Source organism: Chthonomonas sp., assembly GCA_016788115.1.
GTDB lineage: Bacteria > Armatimonadota > Fimbriimonadia > Fimbriimonadales > Fimbriimonadaceae > UBA2391.
Map to the genome: position 1 here is coordinate 14,240 of JAEURR010000001.1, position 15,563 is coordinate 29,802.

Genomic DNA, 15,563 nt, shown 5'->3' on the forward strand with positions numbered 1-15,563 from the left:
GGCACTCTTGCGGGGGATTTGTAGCCGTCAGCCGTTCTGTTCGAGCGCATCGACTCGGATGATCAGCACGGTTGTGTTGTCGCTGCCTCCGCCCGCAAGGGCCGCGGCGACGATCTTCCACGCGGCCATCGAGGGGGGATTCTCCGCGAGAAGCCTGCCGATCTGCTCGTCGTTCACGTGATTCATGACTCCGTCGGAGCACAGCAGAAATGTGTCGCCGATCTCGACAGCCTCGGTGAAGATGTCGGGCTCGACGTTTGCTTCGGTGCCAATGGCACGGGTGAGTACGTGTCGGTAGGGGTGTGTTTCAGCCTCGCCGGGGGACATCAAGCCGTTCCGAATCGCTTCTTCCACCCAAGTGTGATCGCGCGTAAGCAACGTCGTCGCTCCGCCGCGCAGACGATACACTCGTGAATCGCCGACCTGGGCAATCACCGCTCGATCTTGCACAAGCAGGAGCGCACTCAGCGTGGTACCCATGCCTTGGCGACCGGGGACGGTGCGGCTGACCTCGTAGACAAACCGATTTGCAGCGGCGACGGCTGCTGCCGCCGCCGATTCTGGTTCCGGATTCGGATGACCGAGGGCGACATCGATGAAAGTCTTGGCTGCAAGTTCCGAAGCGATTTGTCCCGCGGCGTGACCTCCCATGCCGTCGCATACGAGGAAGATGAGTCCCTTCGAGGCGAGAGTCTCGTGATCCTCGGGCAGGAAGTACTCAAACTTGTCTTCGTTGTTCTCTCGCACCCGGCCCAGGTCCGTTTTGGCCGCAACGGTAACCCTTGGGCGTAGCCTGAGTTCGGGCGCACCCATCAATGCTGAAGCCGAGTACTCGGCGGTGATCTCATCCATGCGTTGTTGTCTCAGTATACGGACGCGGGCTGTGCGCCGAACAATTCAGGAGGCACGGACAAAAACAACACCCGGCAACTCGGTAAAGAGTTGCCAGGTGTCCGTTGTTCGCTTTCTTGCGAGCTTACTTCGATGCCTTGCGGCGTCGGAGGATGGCTGCAGCGCCGAGGCCAAGCGCAGCGATCGTACCGGGCTCAGGCACGGCTTCGACCTTGTAGTTGTCGAAGTAGCCGCGGTCCGTAGCATTCACGTTCGAAGAAACGTGCAGATCAGCATCGCTGAAGTCTGCAGCGAGCAGATCAGCAAACGGAATCACGAATCCACCAGCGATATCCGTGTTGTTGATCAAGATACGTGCACGCTTGGTCGTGTAGTTCATGTCAACGTTGAAACGGTACCAGGTGCTCTGGGTGAGCGCGCCGGTGACCAGCACATTTGTCACCGCCGAAGCTGCGTCGAACTGCAGAGTCGTGGTATTGAATCGCGAGGTGACGAATGCACGTACGTTGCCGGCGCTCGAGGTAAGCCCAAATCGCAGCGTGCGAGCAAACGCATTCAAAGAGCCTGTGTTGTAAACGTCGATGGCATAGGCGAAGCTCGGGGTGGTACCGCTCACGGTGCGAGCGATGTCAACCGAGATCCTAGCGATGTTCTGGGTCGGCGTTGGAACAAATGCTGTAGTAGTCGGGTAGGACCAGTTCGAGCCGGCCACGCCGCCGTTCACTTGAACCGCCTTGGTACCCTGGACGAACGTGTTCTGCACGTTGAATACAGGGGTAGCGAGGTCGGTGGTGAAGTTGTTCTGGCCGCTCAGGTTTCCGAGCGCAAAGCCCTCGAAACCGTTCGAGTCATACAGAACCACAGCTTGCGAAGCTGCAACAGCGCTAGTAAGCACTGCCAGTGCGATAAGCTTTTTCATTTTTTGGATACTCCTTTAGAACAATCATCCCTGCTCGCAAAGTGAGCAAGATGTAGACACTATACGCCATTCCCGTGCCGTTGGCAAGGGGGAAGCGCAGAACAAGCAAAAATGCCATGCAAATTCAATGGTATGCGCATGAAAACGCCCCAGTTATGCACTCATAACTGGGGCGTAGCTATCGGGGCGAGGAGTTATCGAATCCGACGAACTGCGTTGATCACGTCGTTTTCGTCCGGAATGCACTCGAGTTCGAGCACCCGCGAGTAGGGCATCGGGACGTTGAGTCCACCCACCCGTCCAACTGGAGCATCGAGATGGTCGAAGCAGTCCTCGGCGATCCGGGCAGCGATTTCAGAGCCGAATCCGCCGCTCTTCCAGTCTTCGTAGACCACGACCGCACGGTGGGTCTTACGGACCGACTCGTAGATCGTCTCGGTGTCGAGCGGGAGCAGGGAACGCACGTCGATGACTTCAACGCTCAAGCCGTCCTTCTCCAGTTCCTCCGCAGCCTTCTCGCAGACCTGAACCATGCGGCTGTACGCGATGAGCGAGAGGTCCTTGCCCTCGCGTGCCACGCGCGCCTTGCCAAATGGGATCACAAACTCGGGGTCCATGCTTACTTCGCCCTTCACAGTGTACAGGCCCGGGTTCTCCGTGAAGATGACCGGGTTGTCGTCGCGGATCGATGCGCGGAGCAGACCCTGTGCGCACATCGGGGTGGCAGGGGCCACGACTTTCAGTCCGGGGCAGTGGGCGTACCAACCCTCCATCGAGTGGCTGTGCTGAGCGGAGAGTTGCTTCGCGGCCCCACCGGGCCCGCGTACCACGAGCGGTACCTTCGCCTGACCACCGGTCATGTAGTGGACCTTGGCGGCGTGGTTCATGATTTGATCGAGCGCGAGGATCGAAAACGACATGGTCATCATCTCGACGATTGGTCTAAGGCCCATCATCGCTGCGCCGATGGCGATGCCGACGATGCCGGGCTCGCTGATCGGAGTGTCGAGGACGCGGCTCTCGCGAAACTTGTCGAAAAGTCCGGCGGTGACTCGAAAAGTCCCTTGGTACCGCCCAATGTCTTCACCCATCAAGAAGACCTCGGGATTGGCCTCCATCTCTTGAATCATGGTCTGGCGTACCGCATCGCGGTACGTGATCACATTGCTGGATTCAATCGTGAGTGACATCTTAGTGGCCCTTCTCCGGTTCCATGTCGCAGTAGACGTGGTCGTACACTTCGCTCGGGTCGGGATGCGGTGAAGCGTCCGCCTGCTCGTAGATGCTCTCGACGCTCGCTTCGAGTTCTTCGTCGATCGCCTCCATCTTCTCGCGCGTCATGATGTTGTTCTCTTCCATGTAGATCTCCAATCGTCGGATTGGATCGCGCTTCATGTTCTCGTCCTCTTCCGCCTTGGTGCGGTAAAGCTGGCGATCGTTGTCAGCGGCCCCGTGCCCGGCAAATCGGTAGTTCATGACTTCGACGAGGTACGGCTTCTGCTCCTTGCGGACATAGTCCACGATGCGGGTGGCGTCGTTCAGGACCTGGAAAAGGTCCATGCCGTCGACGCGCTCGTGCTGAATGCCGAACGGGAAGCCGCGCTTGTGCAGCTCAGTGTCGGCAGCGTGATACTCCAGCCGAGTGCCCATGGCGAACTCGTTGTTCTCGATGATGAAAATGATTGGAAGATCCCAAAGTGCAGCCATGTTCATCGTTTCGAAGAACACGCCCGCATTTGAGGCGCCGTCACCTAGGAAACAAAGGGTGACCCGGTCTTCCTGGCGGTACTTTGCCGCGAAAGCGAGACCCGCTCCGAGGGGGATGTGCCCACCGACGATGCCCCAGCCGCCATAGAAATGGCGCTCAATATCGTATAGATGCATCGAGCCGCCCTTGCCGTGGCTGAGTCCGTCCTTGCGGCCCATGATTTCTGCCATGACCTTGACCGGATCCGTCCCCAGCAGAATCGGCTGAGCGTGGTCGCGGTAGGCGGTGATGACGGTGTCATAACCCTTGCGGATGGCGGTCATCCAGCCGATCGCAGTGGCTTCCATGCCGATGTAAACGTGTAGGTAGCCGCCAGCTTTGCCCATGCGATAGACCTGGTTACACTTCTCTTCGAAGTGCCGGATGAAGACCATGTCTCGGTAGTGCTGCTGGATTTCGGCGGGAGTGAGCTTAGGTGCGAGATTCGCTTGTTTGGCCACTGGTGGCGTCTCCTGTCGTGAGGGAATTTTTCTCAAGTTTCTGAGCCACGACACGCTGCGCCTTTGAAGCGATCACGAGGCAACTCTGCTATTTTACCAATGCTACGAGGTGGGGCGGTAGTTTGTTGTTGCAAGTTTCCTGCCCACTCTGTTCATTCCATACCTGTGACAAAATAGGGGAGTGAGAGTTTGGCCCATCGTTGTAGGACTGGGATTCGCATTCACGATGTGCGTCTTGTCCGCGATCTTGCTTTCCGCGCCGAAGCCTGCGCTTTCCAACTTCCAGCCGGTGCAGGAGCCACGTCACCCAGTGACCGAGGCAATGCTGAGCTCGGCGGCCCAGAAGGCGAAGAGCCCCGCGCCCGATTTCAGCCTCCCGGACGCGAAAGGGAACACCTTTCGACTCGGCGACTTCTCGAAGCAGATGCCCGTCGTGATCGTAAGCACGCTCACTGACTGCCCCTGTACGATGGAGTCGCAACCCATCTGGAACACATTCGCCAAGGGGCTTCAAGGGAAGGTCCAGTTTTTCGGCCTGGCTCGCAACTCTGCGGCGGAGATCTCGGAGTTTTCGACTAACTTCGAGGTGCCCTACCCGATCCTCATCGACGCCAATAAAGAGATCATCAAGGAGCTGAACGTCCCCAATTCGGTGTACGTGGTGATTGTGAGTCAGGACGGGAAGATCTACAAGATTTGGCCCGGCTACAGCAAGGCGATGGTTCAGGAAATGAACGAAATCCTCTCGAAGCTGGCGAGCACGAAAGAGGTCGCACTGAAGATCTCAGAGGTTCCCGACAAGCTGGCCAGCGGCTGTACGCTCTGATCGAGCCTCCTGAAAAGTAGAAGGGCCGAGTGCTTGCACTCGGCCCTTCTACTTGTTGCTTGGGCGAACTTACTTGAGTTCGACCTTTGCGCCAGCTTCTTCGAGGGTCTTCTTGATCTTGTCGGCCTCGTCCTTGCCTGCGCCCTGCTTGATCGGCTGGGGAGCGCCATCGACCAGGTCCTTGGCTTCCTTGAGGCCGAGGCCCGTGAGCTCTCGGACGACCTTGATGACGTTCAGCTTCTGTGCGCCAGCTTCGGCGAGAATGACATCGAATTCCGTCTTCTCTTCGGCTGCCGGTGCAGCTTCGCCGCCACCCATCATCATCGGCATGCCCATCATGGGAGCCGCGGCGGTAACGCCGAACTTGTCTTCAAGAGCCTTCTTCAGCTCGCTGAGCTCGAGAGCGGTCATGCCGCTGATCTGCTCGACCATCTTTTCAACAGTGTTTGCCATTTCGTGTTTCTCCTAGTAAAAGGTGTGTTCGTACGGTCTGGGGCGTGGGTTCTTACGCCGTGTTACTTCGATTCGTCTGCTGCCTTGTCGGCCACCGCACCGATCGTTCGGATCGGGTCGGCATAGAGCGCCTCAATGACGCCCACCAAACTGGTGAGCGGGGCCGCGATGGCTCCAATCACCTGAGCGATGAGTACTTCGCGTGGTGGCAACTTGCCCAGCGCCTCGACTTCCTTGGAAGTCAGCGCCTTTCCGCCGAAGTAGCCACCCTTGATTTGCAGCTTCTTGCTGCTGGTGGCGAAGTCCGAGACGACCTTGGCGCACTCGCTCTCGTTCTCATAGATGAACGCGATCGCGGTGGGGCCATTGTGCAGCTCGTAAGGCAACTGGTCGACGACGTCATTTCCGGCGGCGCGTCGGAAGAGGGTGTTCTTGATGACATGAACCTCGCCTCCCTTGGCCTTCAGGTTGCTTCGAAGCTTTTGCAGCTCCTTGACTGTACAGCCACGGTAGTCGGTGAAAATAACACCGGCTGAGCGCTTGTACCAGTCTGAGGCTGCGTCGATCGAGCCCGATTTTCCGCCGGGGTACGGCTTGGATCGAACTTGAGACTTTTCTGCAGTTGGCATCTTCGGTTGGGTCCTCCTTGTTAGATTACAAAGCCTCCCGGTCTGGTAGACGGGGAGGCTCTTGAGAGGACACCAGAGCGCGAAGCGCTCCGATGCACAACAGTAAACCGTTCCGAACTACCCCTCGGTCGGCCCGCGATCTCGCGTGTTCTAGCGCCGAAGCGCATACCGACTGTCTTAAGAGAGTTTGCTTAAGGAGAATAGTACCCAACACAGAAAGACCGCCGCAAGCGAGTGCCTGCGGCGGTCGGGGTCAGGTCGGTTTAGCGTGCGCCGTCGGCGCTGCGACCTTCCTCGCGGTTGCGGGGTTCCACACGTTCCTGTGTCCCCTTGCCCTTGTTCACGCTGTCGATATCCGTATCGGTCTTTTCACCGCAGCCAGCCAGAACGGAGGCGGCGGCAAAGAGGAAGAGTGGCCATAGCTTCTTGATCATCCGTGTGTGTCCTTATTGGTGCGGGTAGTAGTACTTGTAGTAGTTCAGCGTGCCTGCGGTTTCGATGGTGTACAGTCGCTGTGCTGGCATCGCTTTCGTGCTGGTGTCGGTGTTGCCGACCACGATGGTGCCGAGCGCTACGCCGTCATTGAAGAAGCCAGGGATTCGCGTGAATCCATAGCGCGGTCGCGGGTAGGCGATGAAGCCATAGCATCCGCCGTTGTCCCAGAAGTTCGACTCCTGAAGCAGGATCTGCTCGGAAGGTCGCGCGACTGCCGAAGTGCTCAAGCTTGCACCGGGATAACCCTTCGACTGAGAGGCATAGCAGTTGTCGACCGACGTGTTCGAAGCGGCCGAACCAGCGACACCATCGTAAGCGGCAGTGCGTCCGTCGTACTCGTTTTGGTATCGACAATTCGTGCTGTCTGAAGTACAGCCTGCACCACCGTCAAAGCCGATCCAATAGCCGCGGCCGATCATGCCGAAGCTGACCACCGGGCCTCCCTGGGCGCGCTGAGCCGTCGGGTTTGGTCGCGAGCCGGGAATCAGCCCCGAATCCGCGATCTTGTTCGAAGGCGACTTGTCGTTTGAGGACAGGCTGACCTTGCCCATCGGGTGAACCATGAGGTCGAGGTTCTTGATGTACGGCTGAGCCATCTTGTTCCAGCTGACGTCGTACCAGTATTGCCCGGTACCGTCTTCTTGCTTGGTCGCAAGCGGGAACAAGTCATCAGCGTCGTTGGTGTACAGGACAACGCCCGTTCCCAGCTGCTTCATGTTGCTAATCGTCGCAGTCTTTTTGGCTGCGGCTTTTGCTTGTGCAAAAACGGGGAAGAGGATCGCCGCCAAGATAGCGATGATTGCAATGACTACGAGGAGTTCGATAAGCGTAAAACCACGTGATTTGAATCGGTTCATATGAGGCCTCCAAGGGAAAGTAAACGTATCGGTCCCAAAGGAACTACAAAGTGGACGTATCAATAGGTTCCTTCGTTGCACCTTTTCGCTGAGTTCATTTGAACTTGTCCGTACTGTGCAACTCTAAGTTCTCACTTCAGTCATCTGGGCTTTGGCGGGGGCATCTTGGGACCCTCACGCGGGGGAGAAGATGCGCGCGGCATGCCCGCCTCCCCGTCGATCGCCCATTGTGTAGCCGTAAGGGAGATTTTTCGCTCCTTCACCGCGCCGCTGAGATCGAACAGCGCGAGTGCCTCTTTGGCGGTCTTGCCCGAGACGATGTACACATCTTCTTGAGTGTTCCCATCGCGGCCGAACAGCATCATGCGACCGGAGTTGAGAAGCCGCGTCAGGCCATCGCGATGGTCCTGCCTGACGGTCGCCTCGGAATTGCCGAGCCAGGCCCCGCGCACAAGGTAGACGTTTAGGCCCTGCCGCTTCGCTTGGGCGCAGAAGGGCAGAGGACCCGCGGCTACGTCCTCGATCGGAGCGACCGGTTGCAGCAGTCCCACCGCCGCAACGGTCGTCAAGCAACCCAATGCGAAGGCAAGTTGAGTTCTGGAAACCATAGTCTCATCCTACACCGGAAAACGATGCATCACCTGAAAATTACGGGAGCGGCAGGCCGAAAGCGGTAAGCCATTCGCGCAACTTGTTGATTCGCTCTTGGGGTTCGGTGGGCAGCGAGAACGGTCGGCCGCGTGCATCGAGGATGATGCCCACTGTGCCGCCTTCGAGTGTGGCAGTAACGGGCTTGCCCTTCCCAGCGCCAACGTCAAAATTCTTGGACGGCTCGATCGTGAACTCCTGAGTTTCGCCGCGACCGAGCGGAATGACCTTCATCTGGCCGTACGTGAGCGTCTCGTTCACGTTCGCACCGCGTATTGTCATCACGACGTCGTTCGCCTTTGCTGTGCCGACAGGCGAGACGCTGTGCCCGCACTTAACGATACAGTCGAACTCAAACACCTGCCGAGCAGCCTCGTAGAAATGCTCGCTGAGGACACCGAGGTGGGGCATCATGAAGATCGAATCGACCGTCATCATGGTGATCCCCTCCGGCTGGTAGGCGTCCATCATCATCAGCGCCGACTGGGCGCGCTTGGGTGCGTGGCTTAGCACGCCTCCCGAGCCGATGACCATGTCCAGTTGCATCATGTTGATAAGCGTTTGCGCACCGCCGGATTGGGTGAACAACTCGCCCATATCGCGGTCGCGCTGGCTTCCTTCGAGCGTGCGAGCGAGTGACTTGTGGTGGTTGAACGCAAGCCGCAGTGCTTCTCGCGCAACTGCCTGCTCGATCAGCAAGTCTTCGTATGAGTGCGGAATCGTGGTCGGTCGGATCATTTTGTTCCGCAGGCGATTTCGCACTTCGTCCGCCGAGAGTGGCAACGGTACCCACCGGATGATGTTCTCGATACCAGTCTCCTTGAGCACGTTACAGATCGAGTAGCTCATGCCCAGGTTCGCGCTGACCGTTCGGTTGTAAATGCGCTGCTGGTTGGGGTCCAAGAACACAGAGAAAACGTCGGTGGTCGCCCCGCCGATGTCCACGCCGAGGATATTCAGTTCTTCCTGCTCGGCGTAACTCTTCATGAGCTTGCCAACCGCGTTGGGGGTCGCCATGACCTCCTCGCTTGTCCAGGACAGCAGCTTGTCGTAGCCGGGTGCCTGCTGCATCACGTGCTCAAGGAACAGCTCATGGATCTCGTCTCGAGCAGGATCCAGGTTCTCCTTGTCCAGGGTTGGGCGCAGGTTCTGGACTGTCTTGAGCTCGATGGCCTTGCCTAGCACTTCGCTGACTTCCGATCGGGCCTCGACGTTTCCGGCGAAGATGACGGGAAGTTTCATATCGCCGAATCGGGGCTTCGGGTCGGCGCGGCGGATGATTTCGGCCATGTCCACCAAGTGCGTCTTGGTGCCTCCGTCGGTTCCGCCCGACATGAGAATGATGTCCGGGCGAAGCTGGCGCAGCCGCTCGACCTTTTGGTAATCCTTGCGGCCGTCATCGACGGCAAGGGTGTCCATGAGGATCGCCCCCGCGCCGAGAGCCGCTCGCTCCGCCGACTCTGCGCTCATCGATTTGACGACGCCCGCGACCATCATTTGCAGTCCGCCGCCCGCCGACGAGGTCGAGACGTACATGTCGGAAGCCTCGAACGGATTACCGCGCTCCATCTGTACGGTGCCTTCTTTGAGGATTCGCCAAACTTGGTCGTCCTTGATGAGCGTGCGGCGCTTAACTTCAAACCCCTCGGGCATTGAGGTCTCGGTGAGCTCTTCCAGCTCGGTCATTGCGTTCAGAACGCCCACAGTCACATCTTCAAAGGGCTTTTCTACGGTGGTGGGGGCCTCTCCGCGAGCGACGAGCCGATACTCGCCTTTGTCATTCCGCTCGATGAGAATCGCCTTGGTCGTCGTTGAACCGCAGTCTGTAGCTACAATGCGCCGAATGTCATTGGACATGGCGGCATTATATTCGGAATCGGGGGCTTCGCTGCACATGGTCTGCCCTTCTGAACGCAACCGCAGGGCGGTCATGTCATCCGCGCGCCCAACGTTGGTTATACTGAGCGCAACGAGTCCTTCTCGTGGGAGTACATCGATTGGCAGGAGTTCAGTTTAAGTCGATCTCAAAAATCTTTGGCAAAGACGTCAAAGCAGTGGATGACCTCAAGCTCGACATCAATGATGGCGAGTTTATGGTTCTGGTCGGCCCTTCTGGCTGCGGCAAGACCACCGCGCTGCGCATGATCGCCGGACTCGAAGAGGCCACCAGTGGTGATCTGATGATCGGCGAGCGGCGGGTGAACGACGTTCCGCCGAAAGACCGCGACATCGCGATGGTCTTTCAGAATTACGCGCTGTACCCCCACATGACGGTGTACGACAACATCGCCTTTGGCCTGCGCCTCCGCGAGCTGAAAGGGTTCTTCTGGCAGATCACGCACATGGGTGAGGCCAAGAAGGTGAAGGACAGCATCGACCAGCGAGTCCAAGAAGCGGCCCGGATGCTCGATATTGGACACCTGCTCCAGCGAAAACCCGCTGCGCTTTCAGGTGGTCAGCGCCAGCGCGTGGCTTTGGGACGCGCGATCGTCCGCAAACCCAAAGTCTTCTTGATGGACGAGCCTCTTTCTAACCTGGATGCAAAACTACGTATTCAGACTCGAGCTGAACTCATTCGTCTCCATCGCCAACTGGGTATCACGACGATCTACGTGACGCACGACCAGGTCGAGGCGATGACGATGGGCCAGCGCGTAGCCGTCATGAAGGACGGCAAACTTCAACAGTGCGACCATCCCGAGGTCGTGTACCGCCAGCCCGCGAACAAGTTTGTCGCTGGCTTTATCGGTGCTCCTCCCATGAACTTTCTCGAAGCTCGGCTGGTGGACGCGAGCGATGGTCTCTGGGTCGATACCGGCGACTTCAAATTCAAATTGCCCAAGGATCACCCCGCACGCCGGCTGGCTGGGCAAGAAGTAACGTTGGGCTTCCGGCCGGAAGATGTCTACGATGCTTCGCTCAACAACCCGATCCAGTCAACGCCCGAGAACACGATTGATGCGCTGATCGACGTCATGGAGCCGCTGGGCCACGTGTACACACTGTATCTAAAGGTCGGCGAACACACCTTCCAGGCGACCATCGACTCTTCAACGTCCGTGAAAGAGCGCGAGATGGCCAAGTTCTCCATCAACCTGGATGCACTGCACATCTTCGATAAAGCGACCGAGGAAGCCGTTCGGTAACTCTGCGCCATGGCTTATCGTGATTCGCTCGACGAGATCGATCTGAAGATTCTCGACCTGCTCCAGCGGGATGGCCGTATCACGAATGCTGACCTTGCGCGTCTCGTGGGGCTGTCACCTCCGTCGGTGCTACAGCGCGTGCGAAAACTAGAGGATGCAGGGGTCATCGTTGCGTATGAAACGCGGCTCGATGCGGAAAAACTAGGGTTCGGCTTGCTGATCTACGTTCAGATTGGCCTGAGCTTGCACCATGACCGGGCCATTACCGAGTTCAGGCGAGCGGTCAAGGCGATGCCCGAGGTTCTGGAATGTCAGCACGTGAGCGGCGATTTCGACTTTCTACTGAAAGTCGTGGCACAAGACATGCGCACTTACGAGAAGTTCGTCACGGAAAAGATTTCGATCATTCGGGGAGTGGGGAAAATCCACTCGTTCTTCACGTTGGGGACAACCAAGGACACCAACATCCTCCCGTTGGAGCAGGTGAAGTGACCGCAGACTTTGCCTCAGCGTGGGCCGAGCTTGAGTCGGAGCGCGCCGTGCTTGTCGAGCATGTTCGCTCGTTAGGTGATCAAGGTCGTCAACCGGGCGTGCCAGGAGGGCTGAGTCCCCTGGCCACGATTGAGCATCTTGCTCGGACCGAGAAGATGTACCAAGGCTGGATCGAGAAGGCGGCAGCTTCGAACGGAGCGGGCGATCCCAAACCGAACTTCATCTACCGTATGGTCCGGAAGCGCATGCACTCAGCAAAAGCGGTTCCAACCACGCCCGGCCTCACCCCGGCAACTGACTTCGATCTCGACGAAGCAGCTGGGAATTGGGCGCAGATCCGTCAGGTGCTCGAATCGCCATTGAAACAGCTTGCCGAAGCGGGCCGAGCGTTCCGTCATCCGGTGTTTGGACGAATGGGAGCAGATGACTACATCAGCCTGACCCGGGCCCATATCCACTACCACCGACAGCGGATGCCTTGAGGGAGTTCGCTCAGGTCCTTGACACGCGGGATGCCAGGGTTTCATAATGTGCATTGGCATCGTGGAACCACTGTGCCAAATTCGTCAGGCCAAGGAGGCGTGTCCAGACTGGAACGAAATTCGATCACGATTCGATCCGCTTGACACGAAACCCTGCGCGAACATTGAGCGCAAGGGTTTTTTTGCCCCAACTTGATGAAATGGATCGCTTAGGAAGAAAATTGAATGCCGACAGTTAATCAGCTCGTTCGAAAAGGACGCCGGTCGAAATCGTTTAAGTCCAAGTCGCCGGCTTTGAAGGGGAACCCGTTCCGCCGCGGAGTTTGCACGGTTGTGCGAACCCAGACGCCGAAGAAGCCGAACTCGGCTCTTCGCAAGGTGGCTCGTGTTCGTCTGACGAACGGCATCGAAGTCTCGGCTTACATCCCGGGCATTGGCCACAACCTCCAGGAGCACAGCGTTGTTCTGGTTCGAGGCGGTCGCGTCAAGGACCTTCCTGGTGTGCGCTATCACATCGTTCGCGGTACCCAACAGACCGCCGGTACTGCCAACCGCAAGCAAGGCCGCAGCAAGTACGGCGCGAAGCGACCGAAGGCCGCGAAGTAAGGATAAAGATTCAAAATGCCACGAAAAGGTCAAGCTGAAAAACGAATTGTCGCCCCGGATCCCGTATACGGAAGCGAGCTTATCCAGCGGTTTATCAACCGCCTGATGCTGGACGGCAAGAAGTCGATCGCCGAGCACATCTTCTACTCGGCTGTCGATGAAGCCGCCAAGAAGGCTGAAGTCGAGCCGCGCGAGTTGTTCGAGAAGGCCGTCGCCAACGTCATGCCGGTCATGGAAGTTCGAGCCCGCCGCGTCGGTGGTCAGAACTACCAGGTCCCGATGGAAGTCCGCCCGGTCCGCAAGCGCACCCTCGCCTTCCGCTGGCTCGTTGAGAACAGCCGCAAGCGCAATGGTCGCAGCATGGTGGAGCGCCTGAGCTCGGAACTGCTGGATGCCTACAACGGAACCGGCCCGAGCGTCAAGAAGCGCGAAGACACTCACCGTATGGCAGACGCGAACAAGGCGTTCTCTCACTACCGATTCTAGGTCGGACGTAGAACGATCGACTCTTTCGCGCGCTCGGTGGACATCATCCGCCGGCGCGCGAATGAATGAATCCCGAACGAAATAACGAATTTCATTAACCCGCAATTAAGGAGCAAACCCGAGAGCTATGGCACGCAGTCACCCCCTCGACCTCGTAAGAAACATTGGCATCGCAGCACACATCGATGCTGGAAAGACCACCACCACGGAGCGAATCCTGTACTACACGGGTAAGTCGCACAAGATCGGTGAGGTCCACGATGGGGCTGCAACCATGGACTGGATGGAGCAGGAGCAGGAGCGCGGTATTACGATCACCTCCGCTGCCACTTCGTGCTTCTGGAGCGGTTCGAAGAAGGACAAGCCCGAGCACAAGATCAACATCATCGACACGCCCGGCCACGTTGACTTCACGGTAGAAGTCGAGCGGTCGCTGCGCGTGCTTGATGGCCTGGTCGCGGTCTACTGCGCGGTTGGCGGTGTCCAGCCTCAGTCCGAGACGGTTTGGCGACAGGCGAACAAGTACATGGTCCCTCGCATCGCGTACGTGAACAAGATGGACCGACTTGGCGCGGACTTCTACGCGGTCGTTTCGCGACTGCGCGAGCGTCTGGCTGCCAACGCGGTGCCGATCCAGATTCCCATCGGTGCAGAGAGCGAGTACAAGGGCTACATTGACCTCGTCACCATGACCGCCACGATGTACAAGTCGGACGACGGAAAGCTGTTTGAAGAGTGCGAGATTCCCGCAGACCTCATGGCTTCGGCCAACGAGTGGCGCGAGAAGATGCTTGAAGGCATCGCCGACGTCGACGATTCGATCATGGAGCGATATCTGGGTGGGGAAGAGATTCCAGTCGCCGAGTTGAAGGCCGCCATCCGCAAGGGAGTTCTGGCCAACAAGCTTGTCCCCTGCATCTCGGGATCGTCGTTCAAGAACAAGGGCGTCCAGGCGATGGTCGATGCGGTCGTCGAGTACCTGCCGTCCCCGCTCGATGTCGGTGCGCTGAAGGGCATTCATCCGCAGACGGACGAAGAGCTCGTGCGACAGCCCGACGACAAGGAGCCGTTCTCGGCGCTCGCGTTCAAGATCATGTCCGACAAGTACGTCGGCCGCTTGACCTTCATCCGCGTCTACAGCGGTGTCCTCAAGAAGGGCTCGCCAGTGCTGATCTCGTACCGCGATCCGCTGACGAACGAACTCCGAACTCGAACCGAGCGCGTGGGCCGCATTCTCGAAATGCACGCAAACAACCGCCAGGACATCGATGAGGTGTGCGCAGGCGAAATCGTGGGCGTCATCGGCGTGAGCGACGTGCGCACCGGCTATACGCTGTGTGCCGAGGCCAGCCCGATCTGTCTTGAGTCGATCAAGTTCCCCGAGCCGGTTATCCAGATCGCGATCGAGCCCAAGAGCCGAGCCGACCAGGAGAAGCTGGGCACCAGCCTGCAACGACTTGCCGAAGAAGATCCGACGTTCCGCGTCTTCACCGACGCCGAGAGCGGCCAGACCATCATCAGCGGCATGGGCGAGCTCCACTTGGAAATCATTGTCGACCGCCTCAACCGCGAGTTCGGCGTCCAGGCCAACCAGGGCAAGCCGATGGTTGCATACCGCGAGACGGTGAGCTCCAGTTCGAAGGCCGAAGGCCGGTTCATCCGCCAGTCGGGTGGATCGGGTCAGTACGGTCACTGCTGGGTTGAGCTGACTCCGCTCCAGCCGGGCGAAGGCTTCGTCTTTGAGAACAAGGTCGTCGGTGGTTCGATTCCCCGTGAGTACATCCCCGCGATCGAAAAGGGCGTGCGAGAAGCCATGCTCCAAGGTGTCGTCGCCGGATACCCGGTCGTCGACGTGAAGGTTGCGGTCTACGACGGTAGCTACCACGATGTTGACTCGAACGAAAATGCGTTCAAGCAGGCGGGCGTCTTGGCGTTCAAGGAAGCCATGAAGCTCGCTAAGCCGGTCATCAAGGAGCCGATCATGCACGTGGAGGTCACGACTCCCGAGCAGAACGTCGGCGACGTGGTGGGCGACATTAACGGCCGCCGCGGGCGCATCGACGGGATGGAGACCAGCTTTGGCGCGACGATCGTCAACGCTCAGGTGCCGCTGTCGGAAATGTTTGGCTACGTCACGACGCTGCGATCGCTGACCCAGGGACGCGCAACGCCGAACGTGACGCCTTCGCACTACGAAGTCGTCCCGAACAACATTGCGTCGGAAATCATCTCGAAGTCGCAGAGTAAATAAGCGCTCTTTCTTGCATCATCGCCTAGTCCTTCTCCTGAGGAGGATCAGCGTACCGGTCACGAGGGCAGCGAGCGTGCCGGGTTCCGGTACGGGGTCGAGTCTGACCAGTGCGTAGGTGTTTCCTGTGGGCCTCTTCATGACCCCGTAGACCCTTCCGAGGTCGTCGATGCCTTTCACCTCATCAAAGGACCACCCCGCGGGGACCTGGGTCTT

At 58.5% G+C, this 15,563-nt stretch carries 18 protein-coding genes; 7 read left to right on the forward strand and 11 right to left on the reverse strand.

The window, feature by feature from the left end; translation table 11 throughout:
* Positions 1 to 27: 27 nt before the first annotated feature.
* The 4 genes from JNM85_00070 to pdhA all read right to left on the reverse strand — a co-directional run bounded on the left by JNM85_00070 (position 28) and on the right by pdhA (position 3,979).
* Positions 28 to 852 (reverse strand): serine/threonine-protein phosphatase, encoded by an 825-nt coding sequence (locus JNM85_00070; GenBank protein ID MBL8086452.1) that lies wholly within the window; start codon positions 850 to 852, stop codon positions 28 to 30.
* A gap of 124 nt (positions 853 to 976) precedes the next feature.
* Positions 977 to 1,771 (reverse strand): PEP-CTERM sorting domain-containing protein, encoded by a 795-nt coding sequence (locus JNM85_00075; GenBank protein MBL8086453.1) that lies wholly within the window; start codon positions 1,769 to 1,771, stop codon positions 977 to 979.
* Between the two features lie 194 nt (positions 1,772 to 1,965).
* Positions 1,966 to 2,961 carry an alpha-ketoacid dehydrogenase subunit beta gene (locus tag JNM85_00080; GenBank protein MBL8086454.1) on the reverse strand — a complete coding sequence of 332 codons (996 nt, stop codon included), beginning with the start codon at positions 2,959 to 2,961 and terminating at the stop codon, positions 1,966 to 1,968.
* A gap of 1 nt (position 2,962) precedes the next feature.
* Positions 2,963 to 3,979 (reverse strand): pyruvate dehydrogenase (acetyl-transferring) E1 component subunit alpha, encoded by a 1,017-nt coding sequence (gene pdhA / locus JNM85_00085; GenBank protein ID MBL8086455.1) that lies wholly within the window; start codon positions 3,977 to 3,979, stop codon positions 2,963 to 2,965.
* Between the two features lie 181 nt (positions 3,980 to 4,160).
* On the opposite strand from pdhA, the gene JNM85_00090 reads away from it, so the two are divergent.
* Positions 4,161 to 4,805 carry a redoxin family protein gene (locus JNM85_00090; protein ID MBL8086456.1) on the forward strand — a complete coding sequence of 215 codons (645 nt, stop codon included), beginning with the start codon at positions 4,161 to 4,163 and terminating at the stop codon, positions 4,803 to 4,805.
* Between the two features lie 69 nt (positions 4,806 to 4,874).
* On the opposite strand, the gene rplL is transcribed toward JNM85_00090, so the two are convergent.
* The 6 genes from rplL to JNM85_00120 all read right to left on the reverse strand — a co-directional run bounded on the left by rplL (position 4,875) and on the right by JNM85_00120 (position 9,744).
* Positions 4,875 to 5,258 (reverse strand): 50S ribosomal protein L7/L12, encoded by a 384-nt coding sequence (gene rplL, locus JNM85_00095; GenBank protein MBL8086457.1) that lies wholly within the window; start codon positions 5,256 to 5,258, stop codon positions 4,875 to 4,877.
* Between the two features lie 62 nt (positions 5,259 to 5,320).
* Positions 5,321 to 5,887 carry a 50S ribosomal protein L10 gene (gene rplJ / locus JNM85_00100; GenBank protein ID MBL8086458.1) on the reverse strand — a complete coding sequence of 189 codons (567 nt, stop codon included), beginning with the start codon at positions 5,885 to 5,887 and terminating at the stop codon, positions 5,321 to 5,323.
* A 263-nt stretch (positions 5,888 to 6,150) separates the two neighbouring features.
* Positions 6,151 to 6,321, reverse strand: coding sequence for a hypothetical protein (locus tag JNM85_00105; protein MBL8086459.1), 171 nt, complete (start codon positions 6,319 to 6,321; stop codon positions 6,151 to 6,153).
* A gap of 12 nt (positions 6,322 to 6,333) precedes the next feature.
* Entirely contained in the window at positions 6,334 to 7,239 is a 906-nt protein-coding gene (locus tag JNM85_00110) for a prepilin-type N-terminal cleavage/methylation domain-containing protein (GenBank protein ID MBL8086460.1), read from the reverse strand.
* A gap of 140 nt (positions 7,240 to 7,379) precedes the next feature.
* On the reverse strand, positions 7,380 to 7,847 hold the full coding sequence (locus JNM85_00115) for a hypothetical protein (GenBank protein MBL8086461.1): 468 nt from the start codon (positions 7,845 to 7,847) through the stop codon (positions 7,380 to 7,382).
* Positions 7,848 to 7,887: 40 nt separating this feature from the next.
* On the reverse strand, positions 7,888 to 9,744 hold the full coding sequence (locus tag JNM85_00120; GenBank protein ID MBL8086462.1) for a glutamate mutase L: 1,857 nt from the start codon (positions 9,742 to 9,744) through the stop codon (positions 7,888 to 7,890).
* Positions 9,745 to 9,884: 140 nt separating this feature from the next.
* Between JNM85_00120 and JNM85_00125 the strand changes: the two genes are divergently transcribed.
* The 6 genes from JNM85_00125 to fusA all read left to right on the forward strand — a co-directional run bounded on the left by JNM85_00125 (position 9,885) and on the right by fusA (position 15,350).
* Positions 9,885 to 11,033 carry an ABC transporter ATP-binding protein gene (locus JNM85_00125; GenBank protein ID MBL8086463.1) on the forward strand — a complete coding sequence of 383 codons (1,149 nt, stop codon included), beginning with the start codon at positions 9,885 to 9,887 and terminating at the stop codon, positions 11,031 to 11,033.
* A 9-nt stretch (positions 11,034 to 11,042) separates the two neighbouring features.
* Positions 11,043 to 11,525, forward strand: coding sequence for an Lrp/AsnC family transcriptional regulator (locus JNM85_00130; GenBank protein ID MBL8086464.1), 483 nt, complete (start codon positions 11,043 to 11,045; stop codon positions 11,523 to 11,525).
* The gene (locus JNM85_00135; GenBank protein MBL8086465.1) at positions 11,522 to 12,007 is read left to right on the forward strand and encodes a DinB family protein; all 486 of its coding nucleotides are present in this window, start codon (positions 11,522 to 11,524) and stop codon (positions 12,005 to 12,007) included. The genes JNM85_00130 and JNM85_00135 overlap by 4 nt, the downstream gene beginning before the upstream one ends.
* A 225-nt stretch (positions 12,008 to 12,232) precedes the next feature.
* Positions 12,233 to 12,613, forward strand: coding sequence for a 30S ribosomal protein S12 (locus tag JNM85_00140; protein ID MBL8086466.1), 381 nt, complete (start codon positions 12,233 to 12,235; stop codon positions 12,611 to 12,613).
* 15 nt (positions 12,614 to 12,628) lie between these two features.
* Positions 12,629 to 13,099: a 30S ribosomal protein S7 gene (rpsG, locus tag JNM85_00145; GenBank protein MBL8086467.1), complete on the forward strand. Its 471-nt coding sequence runs from the start codon at positions 12,629 to 12,631 to the stop codon at positions 13,097 to 13,099.
* 127 nt (positions 13,100 to 13,226) lie between these two features.
* On the forward strand, positions 13,227 to 15,350 hold the full coding sequence (gene fusA / locus JNM85_00150) for an elongation factor G (protein ID MBL8086468.1): 2,124 nt from the start codon (positions 13,227 to 13,229) through the stop codon (positions 15,348 to 15,350).
* Between the two features lie 15 nt (positions 15,351 to 15,365).
* Here fusA and JNM85_00155 read toward each other — a convergent pair whose 3' ends face one another.
* The gene (locus tag JNM85_00155; GenBank protein MBL8086469.1) at positions 15,366 to 15,527 is read right to left on the reverse strand and encodes a PEP-CTERM sorting domain-containing protein; all 162 of its coding nucleotides are present in this window, start codon (positions 15,525 to 15,527) and stop codon (positions 15,366 to 15,368) included.
* Positions 15,528 to 15,563: the final 36 nt, after the last annotated feature.

Coding starts and splice junctions, on each gene's coding strand:
- rplL (MBL8086457.1), bottom strand. CDS start 5,258: ATGGCAAACACTGTTGAAAAGATGGTCGAGCAGATCAGCGGCATGACC.
- JNM85_00075 (MBL8086453.1), bottom strand. CDS start 1,771: ATGAAAAAGCTTATCGCACTGGCAGTGCTTACTAGCGCTGTTGCAGCT.
- JNM85_00115 (MBL8086461.1), bottom strand. CDS start 7,847: ATGGTTTCCAGAACTCAACTTGCCTTCGCATTGGGTTGCTTGACGACC.
- rpsG (MBL8086467.1), top strand. CDS start 12,629: ATGCCACGAAAAGGTCAAGCTGAAAAACGAATTGTCGCCCCGGATCCC.
- JNM85_00120 (MBL8086462.1), bottom strand. CDS start 9,744: ATGTCCAATGACATTCGGCGCATTGTAGCTACAGACTGCGGTTCAACG.
- JNM85_00080 (MBL8086454.1), bottom strand. CDS start 2,961: ATGTCACTCACGATTGAATCCAGCAATGTGATCACGTACCGCGATGCG.
- JNM85_00130 (MBL8086464.1), top strand. CDS start 11,043: ATGGCTTATCGTGATTCGCTCGACGAGATCGATCTGAAGATTCTCGAC.
- JNM85_00140 (MBL8086466.1), top strand. CDS start 12,233: ATGCCGACAGTTAATCAGCTCGTTCGAAAAGGACGCCGGTCGAAATCG.
- JNM85_00105 (MBL8086459.1), bottom strand. CDS start 6,321: ATGATCAAGAAGCTATGGCCACTCTTCCTCTTTGCCGCCGCCTCCGTT.
- JNM85_00070 (MBL8086452.1), bottom strand. CDS start 852: ATGGATGAGATCACCGCCGAGTACTCGGCTTCAGCATTGATGGGTGCG.
- JNM85_00110 (MBL8086460.1), bottom strand. CDS start 7,239: ATGAACCGATTCAAATCACGTGGTTTTACGCTTATCGAACTCCTCGTA.
- rplJ (MBL8086458.1), bottom strand. CDS start 5,887: ATGCCAACTGCAGAAAAGTCTCAAGTTCGATCCAAGCCGTACCCCGGC.
- fusA (MBL8086468.1), top strand. CDS start 13,227: ATGGCACGCAGTCACCCCCTCGACCTCGTAAGAAACATTGGCATCGCA.